The following is a 12,128-nucleotide window of genomic DNA, read 5'->3' as shown; positions in this document are numbered from 1 at the left end:
GCGCGACCCGCCCGCTTACCAGCCCGGAAGGTCGGAAATGCCGTCGAGGACGAACTGCACCGAGAGCGCGGCCAGCAGCATGCCGAGCAGCCGGGTGACGACGTTGATGCCGGTCGGGCCCAGCAGACGCTCCAGCGGCGCGGCGAGCTGGAACAGGATCAGCACCACCGCGATCACGGCCAGCATCACGCCGATGGCCGAGACCGTGCCGACCGTATCGGCGCCGTCGGTCAGCAGGATCATCGTCGTGATCGCGCCCGGCCCGGCGATCAGCGGGAGGGCGAGCGGAAAGACCGACGGGTCCTCGGGATGCGACTCGGCCTGGCCCTCGCGGCGCTGGCTGCGGCGCTCGAACAGCATGTCGAGCGCGGTCAGGAACAGAAGGATTCCCCCCGCGATGCGGAAGGCGGGCATCGAGATGCCGACGAAGGCCAGCAGGCTCTCGCCCGCCAGGGTGAAGACGATCAGCAGCGCCGTCGCGACCGCGCAGGCGCGCAGCGCGATGGCGCGGCGGTGACGCGCGTCCATGCCGGCGGTCAGCGCGATGAAGATCGGCACCAGACCGATCGGGTCGATGATGACGAAGAGCGCCGTGAAGGCGGTCAGGGCCTCGGGCGCGGTCATCGCGCCTCGGCCTGTTCCACGGCCTCCATGGCGCGCAGCCACAGCGCCTCGGCGCGATCGGCGGCCTCCATGACCTCGGCGTATTTCTTGTTCCAGGTCTCCAGCTCGCCCACGCGCCCATCCTCGTAGAGATCCGGATCGGCCAGCTTCTTGGCCAGTTTCTCGCGCATCGCGTCGATCTTCTGGACCCGCGCCTCGGCCTTGCGCGCCTCGGAGCGCAGCGCCATCAGCCGGTCGCGGCTGACGGGGGCGGGCTTCGCGGCGTCGGGCTTCGTCCGCGGCTTCTCGGGCCGGTCGTCGCCCGCCAGCAGGATCTTGCGATAGCTTTCCAGATCGCCTTCGTAGGGTTTCACCGTGCCCCCGCCCACCAGCCAGAGCCGGTCGGCCACGAGGCTGAGAAGGTGCATGTCGTGGCTGACCAGCACGACCGCGCCGGTATAGGCGGTCAGCGCCTCGACCAGCGCCTCGCGGCTTTCGATGTCGAGGTGGTTGGTCGGCTCGTCGAGGATCAGCATATGCGGCGCGTCCAGCGTGGCCAGCAGCAGCGAGAGCCGCGCCTTCTGCCCGCCCGACAGCTTCGCCACCCGCGTCTCGGCCTGATCGGCGCCCAGGCCGAACGAGGCCAGCCGCGCGCGGAGCTTGGCGGGCGCGTCGTCGGGGCGCTCGCGCTTGAGGTGTTCGAGCGGGGTCTCGTCGACATGCAGCTCGTCGACCTGGTGCTGGGCGAAATAGCCGATCCGCAGCTTGCCCGACGCGATCCGCTGGCCGTCGCAAGGATGAAGTCTGTTCGACAACAGCTTGGAAAGCGTCGATTTTCCCTCGCCGTTGCGGCCAAGGAGCGCGATACGGTCGTCCTGGTCGATCCGCACGTTCAGGCGCCCCAGGACGGGCGGGCCGTCATAGCCCACGGCGGCCGCATCCAGCCGCAGGATCGGCGGCGACAGCTCCTCGGGCTGGGGGAAGGTGAAGACGGTCCGGGCCGCGTCCTCGGGGGCGCGGACGGTCTCCATCCGCTCCAGCATCTTGATGCGGCTCTGCGCCTGCTTGGCCTTGGAGGCCTTCGCCTTGAAGCGGTCCACGAAGCTTTGCAGATGGGCGCGCCGGGCATCCTGCTTGGCGGCCTCGGCGGCCAGGCCCGCGCGCTTCTCGGCGCGCATCCGCACGAACTGGTCGTAATTGCCCGAGTAATAGGTCAGCCCCCGGTCCTCGAGATGCAGGATGCCGCCCACCGCGCGGTTCAGAAGGCCGCGGTCGTGGCTGATGATGATGACGGTGTGCGGATAGCGCGCGAGATAGCTTTCCAGCCAGAGCGCGCCCTCGAGATCGAGGTAATTCGTCGGCTCGTCGAGGAGCAGCAGGTCGGGCCGCGCGAAGAGCACCCCGGCCAGCGCCACCCGCATCCGCCAGCCGCCCGAATAGTCCGAGCAGGGGCGCGCCTGGTCCGCGACCTCAAAACCCAAGCCCCGCAGGATCGAGGAGGCGCGCGCCTCGCCGGACCAGGCGTCGATATCCTGTAGCCGGGCCTGCACCTCGGCGATGCGGGCGGGGTCGGTCGCGGTCTCGGCCTCGGCCAGCAGCGCCGCGCGCTCGGCATCGGCGGCCAGCACCGTGTCCAGCACCGAGACGTCGGATGACGGCACCTCCTGCGCGACGCCGCCGATCCGGGCGCGCGAGGGCAGGGCGATCTCGCCGCTGTCGAGGGCCAACTCGCCCCGGATCAACCGGAAGAGCGTCGTCTTGCCGGTGCCGTTGCGGCCCACCAGCCCGACCTTGTGGCCGTCGGGAATCGTCGCCGTCGCCCCTTCGAAAAGGGGCCGGCCCGCGACCGAGTATCCGAGATCCGTGATCTGAAGCATGGTGCGTGCCTTGGACCAGCGGCGCGGCGCCGTCAACGCGCCGGTTCCCTTCCCCCGCGGCCCCTGCTAAGGCCGCCGCCAAACCAATCCGACGGAGTTTTCCATGGCCCTCGAACGCACCTTCTCGATCATCAAGCCCGACGCCACCAAGCGCAACCTGACCGGCGTGATCACCGCCAAGCTGGAAGAGGCTGGCCTGCGAGTCGTCGCCTCCAAGCGGATCCAGCTGACGCTGGCGCAGGCGCAGGAATTCTACGGCGTCCACAAGGATCGCCCCTTCTTCGGCGAGCTGACCGAATTCATGACCTCCGAGCCGATCGTGGTTCAGGTTCTGGAAGGCGAGGACGCCATCGCCAAGAACCGCGAAGTCATGGGCGCGACCAACCCCGCCGAGGCGGCGCCGGGCACGATCCGCAAGGAATACGCGCTGTCGATCGGCGAGAACTCGGTCCACGGCTCGGACGGGCCGGACACCGCCAAGGAAGAAATCGCCTATTTCTTCTCGGGCCTCGAACTGGTCGGCTGAGCCGGGCCTCCTGCTACGAAATGAGGCACCCGGCCGCAACGGATCCCGTCCGGCCGGGGCCTCGACCACACGGACCCGCCGCGCCGGGTGTGGTACGTTTTCAGGGGCCTCCCGTCGATCCCGGGATGACGCGGGCGCGAGGGGCAGGCGCCCTAGGTCTCCACCGCCACGGTTCGATCCCATGCAAGCGCCGCGACGGCCAACAGGACGATGCCGCCTGACATCATCGCGAGCACGGCCCATCCGGCCCCCGCGATCACGAGGCCCGCGGCGAAGGCGAGACCCGTCGAGACGAGCGCGATGATCGTGTCATTCGCCCCCTGCACCGCCGCCTTCTCCGCCTCGGACACCGCCGCGTCCAGCATCGCCGTGGCGCCGATGAAGCCGAAGTTCCAGCCGAGGCCGAGGACGATCAACGCGCCGTAGAAATGGCCCGCCGACAGGCCCGACGCGGCGGCGGTCGCGGCGGCGATGATCGCGAGGAGCCCGACCGTCGCGATCGTCTGCGCCCCGAACCGCTGAATGAGAAAGCCGGTGAAGAAGCTCGGCGCGAACATCGCGACGATGTGCCAGCGGACGACGTCGCCGGCGGCGGCCTCGCTGAACCCGCAGCCGATCATGGCGATCGGGGTCGGGATCATCAGGAAGACCATGACCCCCTGCGACACCGCGGCGATGGCGACGGCGCGCCGGACCGGGCGGCGACGCAGCGCGGCGCGGAGGGCGGCCCCGGCGGCGGCGGGCCCGTCCTTCTTGGCCCGGACGGGCCGGGGCATCCGGACGAAGGCCAGCGGCAGGAGGCCCAGCAGGCCGATCAGGGCAACGGCCGCGTAGGCGCCTAGGAACGGGATGGGCACGAACGCGTCCTTGGCGGCGATGAAGACCTGCGGTCCGACGATGGCCGCGACCAGCCCGGAGGTCAGCATCAGGGAGATGGCGACCGGCCGCCAAGTTTGCTCGACGACCTCCGCCGCCGCGAAGCGGAAATACTGGAACGAGGCCCAGCCCGCCCCCATCAGGAAATGCCCCAGGCAGAGCAGCTCGAAGCTCTGCGAGGACAGCGCCTGCATCGCGGCCAGGGCGCCCAGACAGGTCGTCAGACCCCCGACAGCGAACCCCGCCCGCCGCCCCATCCGCCCCATCAGCAGGGAGAACGGCGCGGCGGCCACCAGCGCCGCAAGGGTCTGGACCGAGGCCGGCAGCGTCGCCAGCGCCGGGCTCGGCGCCAGGATCAGTCCCGCCAGGCTTCCGAGAAGCAGCTGGATCGGGAAGGCCGAGGCGAGGACGGTATTCGCCAGGAGCAAAGCGGCGAAGTTCCGGTTCCGGACGATGGAAAGGGCGGATGTCAGGCGCTTGTCTCCGGGTTACGTCTCGGTGCGGACTCAATAGCGCGGGCGCGGCCCGATTCACGAAGATGTTGCGCGCGATGTCCGCCGCCATGGGCCGGCGGCGGCGTCGTTTTCCGTTGTGCCGGCGGGCCCGGCAGGCGCAGAATTGTGGTATGTCTGACGAGGATCCCGCCAGCCCGCCGCAACTGGCCGCCAACATGAAGGCCGCGACCGATGCGCTCACCCCCGAGGCCAAGCGCGTCGACGCGGCGGCTCTGCGGCTCCAGGCGCTGCTCGATGCCGTCGAGGAGATGCTGGCGGAATGGGCGCCGCTGGCCGATGGTGCGGCCGGCGAGACCGAGACGTTGATCGGCGCCTGGCGGCGCACGCATCTCAATCACCGCGAAGACCTGTCCGCGGCCATGGTGGCGCTCGGGGCCGAGCCGGCGAAAGACGCCGTGTTGGGGCCGGCTTTGCGCCAAGCGGGCGCGACGCTGCATGTCGGCGCGCTGGGCGTCCGGCGGACCTCGCTGAGCCCGCTTCTGCGGCGCGAGAACCTGCTTCTGGATCTCTACGATGCGACCGGCGGCGCCGATCCCGAGCATCGCCACATGCTCGACCGCCACCGGGCCGAACTGGTGCGCCTGGGCAACCGCACGCAGGACCTGATCGACGGCATCCGCCCGGGCGAGGCCTAGGCGCGGGCCGCGCAGGGCGTGCAAACCCGCTTCGACGCGGGGCCGAAGCGGCCGGCGATGGACAGGCCCGCATCGCCGCACTAACCCCCGGGCATGGCCGACACCTTGACCCATCACATGCGCCGCACGCTGGTGCTGGGTCTGCCGCTCGTCGGCGGGCAGTTGGCGCAGATGGCCATCGGCGTGACCGACACGCTGATGCTGGGCTGGTATTCCGTCCCGGCGCTGGCGGCGGGGACCATCGGAGCGACGTTCTTCTTCTCGGTCTTCATCCTGGGCGCGGGCTTTGCCTATGCCGTTCTGCCGATGGCCTCTGCGGCGGCCGGGCGCGGGGACGAGATCCGGGTCCGCCGCATCGCCCGGATGGGGCTGTGGCTGTCGGCCGGCTTCGCCGCACTGGCGCTGCCGCTCTTCTGGTGGTCGGGGCCGCTGCTCAGCGCGCTGGGGCAGGACCCGCAGGTGGCCGAGGGCGCGCAGACCTACCTGCGCATCGCCGGGCCCGGCCTGATCCCGGCGTTGCTGACGGCCACGCTGCGCTCGCATCTCTCGGCGCTCGAGCACACGCGCATCGTGCTCTGGGCGGTGCTGGCGGCGGGCGTGTTGAATGCGGGCGTCAATTGGCTGCTGATCTTCGGCAACTGGGGCTTCCCGGAACTCGGACTCGCCGGGGCGGCCATCGCCTCGCTGGGGGTCCACGCGCTGACGACCGGGCTCCTGATCTTCTACGCGACGCGGGGCCCGGGCATGGCGCGGTTCGACCTGCTGCGGAACATCCATCGCCCCGACTGGCCCGTCTTCGGCGAGATCTTCCGCCTCGGCTGGCCGATCGGCCTGACGCTCCTGTCGGAGTCGGGCCTCTTCGCCGCCTCGGCGCTGATGATGGGGGTGCTGGGAACCGTTCCGCTGGCCGCCCATGGCGTGGCGCTGCAGGTCGCCGCGCTGGTCTTCATGGTGCATCTGGGGCTCAGCTCTGCGGTCACGGTGCGCGTCGGGCAGTTCTGGGGCCGCGAGGATCGCGAGGGGATGCTGCGCGCCGCGCTGGCCGCGGCGATCCTGTCCTTCGGCGCAGTGCTGCTAGCGACCTGGCTCTATATCGGCGGGGGCGAGGCGATCATCGCGCTCTTCGTCGACCCGACCGACCCGGCCCGGCCCGCCATTCTCGATCTCGGCGCGCGGCTCCTGGTTCTGGCGGCACTGTTCCAGCTGGTCGATGCGGCGCAGGTCATGGCGCTGGGAATGCTGCGCGGCGTGCAGGATACGCGGCGGCCGATGGTCTATGCCTTCGTCGCCTACTGGATGCTGGGCCTGCCGGCCTCGTGGATCCTCGGGATCGAGATGGGGTTCGGGCCGGAGGGGATCTGGCTGGGCCTCTGCGTCGGCCTCGCCGCGGCGGCGATTACGCTGAGCCTGCGATTCCTGCGCCTGATCCTGCCCCCGCCGCGCGCGCCGATCCGGGGGTAGGGCGGCGGGCCGCGCCCCGCGCCGTCACATCGAGAAGCTGACGCCGCAGCCGCAACTCGACGCCGCGTTGGGATTGTCGATCGTGAAGCGCGAGCCCACCAATTCCTCGCTGAAGTCGATGACCGCGCCGCCGAGGAAGGGCAGGGAGACTTCGTCCACGACGACCTTCTCGCCTTCGCCTTCCAGCACGAGATCGCCTTCGGCGGGGTCGTCCAGCTCGATCTGATACTGGAAGCCCGAGCAGCCGCCGCCCTCGACGGCCACGCGCAGGGCCTTGCCCTGTTCGGCGGCGCCGATCTCGGAGAGGCGCTCGAAGGCGCGGGGGGTGACGCGGGGTGGCAGGGACAGGTCCATGGCAGCCTCCGGGGGTGGGAATTGCCTGTGCCTTGGATATATGGGCGAAGACCGCGCCTGCACAAGTGAGCCGCCGATCCCGTGACCGTGTCCTATGCCTGTGATCCCCGCGCCTCGCGCGGGCGGCTCTTCCCCGAGGAGGAGAGCACCTTCCGCTCGCCCTTCCAGCGGGACCGGGACCGGATCATCCATGCCAGCGCCTTCCGCAGGCTCAAGCACAAGACGCAGGTCTTCATCGAGCACGAGGGCGACTATTTCCGCACGCGCCTGACGCATTCGATCGAGGTCGCGCAGGTCGCGCGCACCATCGCCAAGCATCTCGACCTCAATGTCGAGCTGACCGAGGCCGTGGCGCTGGCCCATGACCTGGGTCACACGCCCTTCGGACATACCGGCGAGGAGGCGCTGAACCGCTTGATGGCCCCCTATGGCGGCTTCGACCACAACGCGCAGGCGCTGCGGATCGTCACTTCGCTGGAGCGGCATTACGCCGAGTGGGACGGGTTGAACCTCACTTGGGAAACCCTTGAAGGCATTGCGAAACACAATGGCCCCGTCCCGCCGCCCGTGCCCTGGGCGCTTGCGGCCTACGACGCCGTCCACGACCTCGAACTGCACAGCCACGCTTCGGCCGAGGCGCAGGTCGCGGCCTTGTCCGACGACATCGCCTACAACAATCACGACCTGCATGACGGGCTGCGGGCCGAGCTGTTCTCGACCGCGGAATTGGCCGAGTTGCCGGTCCTGCGCGACTGCTTCGCCGAGGTCGATGCCCGCTATCCGGACCTCGCGCTCTACCGGCGCCGCCACGAGGCGCTGCGGCGGTTCTTCGGGGTCCTCGTGGAAGACGTGATCCGCGTGGCCGAGGCCAATCTCCGCGATCTCGCGCCCGCCTCGGCGATGGATGTCCGCCACGCCGGGCGGATGATGGTGCAGTTCTCGCCCGGGCTCTGGTCCGACCTGAAGGTCATCCGTGCGTTTCTGTTCGAACGGATGTACCGCGCGCCCTCGGTCGTCGCGATGCGCGCGCAGGTGACCGAGGTGGTCGACGCCCTGTTTCCGCATTTCATGGCCCATCCCGAGGACCTGCCGAAACAATGGCGCAAGGATGTCGAGGACGCGCGCGACGAGACGGCGCTGGCGCGGATCGTGTCGGATTACATCGCCGGCATGACCGACCGCTTCGCGCTGCAATGCCACGCGCAGTTCGTCGAGGGCGGGTCCCTGCCGGCGGCGCGTTGAACCCGGGCGGACGCGGCGCTAGACGGGCCCGACCCCGATACGGAACCTCCGAGCCATGAACCTCTTCGCCGATATCCGCGCCCTCGTCATTTCCGCTTTGGACGCGCTGGCCGCCGAGGGCGCGCTGCCCGACGGCCTCGACACCGCGAATGTCGCGGTCGAGCCGCCGCGCGACCCGGCCCATGGCGATATGGCGACCAATGCCGCGATGGTGCTGGCCAAGCCCGCAAAGGCGAAGCCGCGCGACATCGCCGAGGCGCTGGCGCCGAAGCTGGAGGCCGATGCGCGCATCGCCGCGGCCGAGGTGGCAGGCCCGGGCTTTCTGAACATCCGCCTGGCGTCCCCCGTCTGGCAGGAGGTCGTCGCGCGCGTCCTGCGCGAGGGCACCGCGTTTGGCCGCTCGGAGATGGGGCAGGGGCAGCGGGTCAATGTCGAGTACGTCTCGGCGAACCCCACGGGGCCCTTGCATGTCGGCCATACCCGCGGCGCGGTCTTCGGTGACGCCCTGGCGAGCCTGCTGGAATATTCCGGCCACGAGGTGACCCGCGAATACTACATCAACGACGGCGGCGCGCAGGTCGATGTGCTCGCGCGGTCGGTCTACAACCGCTACCTTGAAGCCCATGACCTCGATGTCGACTGGCCCGAGGGGACCTATCCCGGCGATTACCTGATCGCGGTGGGCGAGGCGCTGAAGGACAAGGTCGGCGATGCCTATCTGGACCAGCCCGAGGATGTCTGGCTGGCCGACGTGCGCGACTTCGCCACCGACGCGATGATGGACCTGATCCGCGCGGACCTGGCGCTGCTGGGCGTCGAGATGGACGTGTTTTCGTCGGAGAAGGCGCTGTACGGGACCGGCAAGATCGAGGCCGCGATCGCGGCGTTGGACGAGAAGGGCCTGATCTATCGCGGCACGCTCGAGCCGCCGAAGGGCAAGCTCCCCGAGGATTGGGAGCCGCGCGAGCAGACGCTGTTCAGATCCACCGACTACGGCGACGACGTCGACCGGCCGATCAAGAAATCCGATGGCGGCTGGACCTATTTCGCGCCCGACATCGCCTATCACTACGACAAGACGCAGCGCGGCTTCGACCAGTTGATCGACGTCTTCGGCGCAGACCATGGCGGCTACGTCAAGCGGATGAAGGCGGCCGTTGCGGCGCTGACAGACGGGCGCGTGCCGCTCGACATCAAGCTCACGCAGCTGGTGAAGCTGATGCAGGACGGCGAGCAGCTGAAGATGTCGAAGCGCGCGGGCACGTTCGTGACGCTGGCGGACGTGGTCGATCTGGTCGGCCGCGACGTGACGCGTTTCGTGATGCTGACGCGCAAGAACGATGCGCCGCTCGATTTCGACGTCTCGAAGGCGCTGGAGCAGTCGAAGGACAACCCGGTCTATTACGTGCAATACGCCCATGCCCGCGTGCAGTCGGTCCTGCGAAAGGCGCGCGAGCAGGGCATCGACGTGTCCGAGGCCGCGCTGGCCGGGGCGGACCTGTCCGGCCTGACCCATCCGGCCGAGCAGGCGCTGGCCGCGAAGTTGGCCGAATGGCCGCGCCTCGTCGAGATCGCCGCCCGCACCCACGAGCCGCATCGCGTGGCGTTTTATCTCTACGAACTGGCCTCCGGTCTTCATGGACTGTGGAACCTCGGCAACACCGAATCGGCCCTGCGCTTCCTGCAGGACGATCCCGCGCACAGCGCCGCCAAGATCGCGCTGCCGTGCGCCGTTTCGCTTGTGATCGCGGCGGGTTTGGGTATCCTTGGCGTCGCGCCCGCCATGGAGATGCGTTGAAGACCCCATCAGGGGCACACGCCGCGGGCACGAGAGCAGAGGCGGACAGTCGCGACCAACGCGGCGTCCATTGGCAGTGAACAACGATCGCCGGGGCATCGCCGCCCCGCGCGGTGGAGGGCAGGCACATGGCGGATCTCGACTATTTCGGCGCGGATTACGGCGCGGAGGAGCCTTCGCGGTTCATGGACGCGGCGCGCAATTTCGGCCTTGCCAACTGGGCGGGGGCGCTGACCTCGCTCGGCCTCACCGCCGGGATGGCCGCCTGGGCGGTCGACCTGACCTTCCGCGATGTCTCGGCGGTGCCGGTGATTGCCGCGCTGGAGGGCCCGATGCGGGTCGCCCCCGAGGATCCGGGCGGCGTGGTCGCGCCCTATCAGGGGATGGCCCTGTCGGACATCACCTCGGGCGGGGCGGCCGCGCCCGCGCCTGACCAGATCGTGCTGGCCCCGCCGCCGCTGGACCTCGACGCCCCCGCGCTGGGCGAGCGCCTCGCCGCCGCGACCACGGCCGCGCCCGCGCCTGCGGCCCCGGCCCCCGTCTCCGCACCCGCGATCACGGGCAAGCCCGCGCCGGTCGCCATTTCGGATGCGCTGGCCGGCGGCGGCGATCAGCTCGTGCTGGCATCCGCCCTGGCCACCGAGCCGGTGGAGCAGGAACTCGTCGGCGCCTCGGCCCCGGCCGCGCAGATCGCCGCCCCCGCGCCGGTGGTGCAGACGCCGTCCGAGCCCGCCGTCGCCGCGCTGCCCACCGGGCCGGGCCTCGTCCGGTCCGCCCGGCCCGCGCAGCGCCCGGGCCGGCCCGCCGCGCGCGTCGCCGCCACCTCCCCCGATGTCGCCGCCGCGGTGAATGCCGCGCTGGCGGCCGTGCCGACCGACGCGCCCGCGGCGCAGGCCGGAACAGAGGTCGCCTCGGCCGCGGCCACGCTCGACATCGACCCCGCCAGCATCGCGCCGGGCACCCGCGTCGTGCAGCTTGGCGCCTTCGACAGCGAGGCGGTCGCGCGATCCGAATGGGACCGCCTGGAAGGCCGCTTCCGCGACTACATGGCCGGCAAGAGCCGGATGATCCAGAAGGCCACCTCCGGCGGGCGCGATTTCTGGCGCCTGCGCGTCGTGGGCTTCGCCGACGGCTCGGACGCGCGGCGCTTCTGCTCGGCCCTGCTGGCCCAGGACGCGGCCTGCATCCCCGTCACGGTCCGCTGATCCCATGGCCGGGGCCTTCATCATGGGATGCGAAGGCCCCGTGCTGACCGCCCGGGAGGCGGCGTTCTTCCGCGACGCCGATCCCTGGGGCTTCATCGTCTTCGCCCGCAACGTGGACACGCCCGACCGGATGCGCGCCCTGACCGCGGCGCTGCGCGACAGCGTCGGCCGCGACGCGCCGATCCTGATCGACCAGGAAGGCGGGCGGGTGCAGCGGCTGGGCCCGCCCTTCTGGACCCGCTGGCCGCGCCCGCTGACGCAGATGAGCCGGGCCGCCGATCCGGTGCGCGCCATGTTCCTGCGCGCCACGCTCATCGCGCGCGAGCTGCGCGAGGTGGGCATCGACGTCAACTGCACGCCCACCGCCGATATCGCGGGCGAACACACCCATCCCTTCCTGCTCAGCCGCCTTTACGGCGACACGGTCGAGACGGTCGCCGCCCGCGCCCGCGCCAATGCCGATGGCTGCCTGCAGGGCGGCGTGCTGCCCGTGCTCAAGCACATCCCCGGCCATGGGCGCGCCAATGCCGACAGCCACCTGTCGCTGCCGCGCGTCGCCGCGTCGCTCGACGACTTGCGCGAGACGGATTTCGAGGTCTTCCGGCGCCTGGCCGACCTGCCGCTGGGGATGACGGCCCATGTCGTCTACGAGGCGCTGGACGACCTGCCCGGCACCATCTCGCCCGCGGTGATCGCCGAGATCCGGGATGGCATCGGCTTCGGCGGGCTCCTGATGACCGACGATATCGGCATGGGCGCCTTGCCGGGCACGCTCGCCGGGCGCTGCCGGGACGCCTTGGGCGCGGGCTGCGACGTGATCCTGCACTGCAACGGCGACCGCGACGAGATGCGGATCGTGGCCGAGACCTGCCCCGCGCTCGCGGGCGAGGGCCTGGCGCGCGCCGACCGGGCGCTGGCCTGTCGCGCCGAACCGGTCGCGCTTGACATCGATGCGGCCCGCGCGGAACTTGACGCACTCGCCGCCTGAGGGGCCGCCTTGCCGTCAGACCCGACAGACACGCCCTTTCCCGAAGGC

11 protein-coding genes are annotated in these 12,128 nt (G+C 70.6%); 7 read left to right on the top strand and 4 right to left on the bottom strand.

The genetic code is table 11. The annotated features are described in order from the left end of the window. Nucleotides 1–15: 15 nt before the first annotated feature. Nucleotides 16–624, bottom strand: coding sequence for a MarC family protein (locus P8627_RS01705; protein ID WP_279965758.1), 609 nt, complete (start codon nt 622–624; stop codon nt 16–18). Then, nucleotides 621–2,480 carry an ABC-F family ATP-binding cassette domain-containing protein gene (locus tag P8627_RS01700; protein WP_279965757.1) on the bottom strand — a complete coding sequence of 620 codons (1,860 nt, stop codon included), beginning with the start codon at nt 2,478–2,480 and terminating at the stop codon, nt 621–623. The genes P8627_RS01705 and P8627_RS01700 overlap by 4 nt, the downstream gene beginning before the upstream one ends. 103 nt (nt 2,481–2,583) lie before the next feature. On the opposite strand from P8627_RS01700, the gene ndk reads away from it, so the two are divergent. Then, nucleotides 2,584–3,006, top strand: coding sequence for a nucleoside-diphosphate kinase (ndk, locus tag P8627_RS01695; protein WP_279965756.1), 423 nt, complete (start codon nt 2,584–2,586; stop codon nt 3,004–3,006). Between the two features lie 152 nt (nt 3,007–3,158). Here ndk and P8627_RS01690 read toward each other — a convergent pair whose 3' ends face one another. Then, on the bottom strand, nt 3,159–4,310 hold the full coding sequence (locus P8627_RS01690; RefSeq protein WP_279965755.1) for an MFS transporter: 1,152 nt from the start codon (nt 4,308–4,310) through the stop codon (nt 3,159–3,161). Between the two features lie 197 nt (nt 4,311–4,507). On the opposite strand from P8627_RS01690, the gene P8627_RS01685 reads away from it, so the two are divergent. Then, nucleotides 4,508–5,032, top strand: a complete 525-nt coding sequence (locus P8627_RS01685) for a hypothetical protein (protein ID WP_279965753.1) — start codon at nt 4,508–4,510, stop codon at nt 5,030–5,032. Nucleotides 5,033–5,125: 93 nt separating this feature from the next. Beyond that, nucleotides 5,126–6,493 (top strand): MATE family efflux transporter, encoded by a 1,368-nt coding sequence (locus tag P8627_RS01680; RefSeq protein WP_279965752.1) that lies wholly within the window; start codon nt 5,126–5,128, stop codon nt 6,491–6,493. Between the two features lie 24 nt (nt 6,494–6,517). On the opposite strand, the gene P8627_RS01675 is transcribed toward P8627_RS01680, so the two are convergent. Then, nucleotides 6,518–6,841, bottom strand: a complete 324-nt coding sequence (locus P8627_RS01675; RefSeq protein ID WP_279967525.1) for a HesB/IscA family protein — start codon at nt 6,839–6,841, stop codon at nt 6,518–6,520. Between the two features lie 87 nt (nt 6,842–6,928). Between P8627_RS01675 and P8627_RS01670 the strand changes: the two genes are divergently transcribed. The 4 genes from P8627_RS01670 to P8627_RS01655 all read left to right on the top strand — a co-directional run bounded on the left by P8627_RS01670 (nt 6,929) and on the right by P8627_RS01655 (nt 12,080). Beyond that, nucleotides 6,929–8,089, top strand: coding sequence for a deoxyguanosinetriphosphate triphosphohydrolase (locus P8627_RS01670; RefSeq protein WP_279965751.1), 1,161 nt, complete (start codon nt 6,929–6,931; stop codon nt 8,087–8,089). A gap of 55 nt (nt 8,090–8,144) precedes the next feature. Beyond that, entirely contained in the window at nt 8,145–9,887 is a 1,743-nt protein-coding gene (gene argS, locus P8627_RS01665) for an arginine--tRNA ligase (protein ID WP_279965750.1), read from the top strand. Nucleotides 9,888–10,015: 128 nt separating this feature from the next. After that, a complete protein-coding gene (locus P8627_RS01660; protein WP_279965749.1) occupies nt 10,016–11,092 on the top strand; it encodes an SPOR domain-containing protein in 1,077 nt (358 codons plus the stop codon). 40 nt (nt 11,093–11,132) lie between these two features. Beyond that, complete coding sequence (locus P8627_RS01655) at nt 11,133–12,080, top strand: glycoside hydrolase family 3 N-terminal domain-containing protein (protein WP_347882286.1); 948 nt, start codon at nt 11,133–11,135, stop codon at nt 12,078–12,080. The last annotated feature ends 48 nt before the right edge of the window (nt 12,081–12,128 follow it).

This window comes from Jannaschia sp. GRR-S6-38, from assembly GCF_029853695.1.
In the GTDB taxonomy this organism is placed as follows: domain Bacteria; phylum Pseudomonadota; class Alphaproteobacteria; order Rhodobacterales; family Rhodobacteraceae; genus Jannaschia; species Jannaschia ovalis.
The sequence above is the reverse complement of the archived record's forward strand: the minus strand, read 5'-3'. Positions and strand labels throughout refer to the sequence as shown.

Bases quoted from the DNA above. Each gene is read 5' to 3' on its own strand.
- P8627_RS01705 (WP_279965758.1), bottom strand. From the start codon at position 624: ATGACCGCGCCCGAGGCCCTGACCGCCTTCACGGCGCTCTTCGTCATC.
- P8627_RS01700 (WP_279965757.1), bottom strand. From the start codon at position 2,480: ATGCTTCAGATCACGGATCTCGGATACTCGGTCGCGGGCCGGCCCCTT.
- ndk (WP_279965756.1), top strand. From the start codon at position 2,584: ATGGCCCTCGAACGCACCTTCTCGATCATCAAGCCCGACGCCACCAAG.
- P8627_RS01685 (WP_279965753.1), top strand. From the start codon at position 4,508: ATGTCTGACGAGGATCCCGCCAGCCCGCCGCAACTGGCCGCCAACATG.
- P8627_RS01680 (WP_279965752.1), top strand. From the start codon at position 5,126: ATGGCCGACACCTTGACCCATCACATGCGCCGCACGCTGGTGCTGGGT.
- argS (WP_279965750.1), top strand. From the start codon at position 8,145: ATGAACCTCTTCGCCGATATCCGCGCCCTCGTCATTTCCGCTTTGGAC.
- P8627_RS01660 (WP_279965749.1), top strand. From the start codon at position 10,016: ATGGCGGATCTCGACTATTTCGGCGCGGATTACGGCGCGGAGGAGCCT.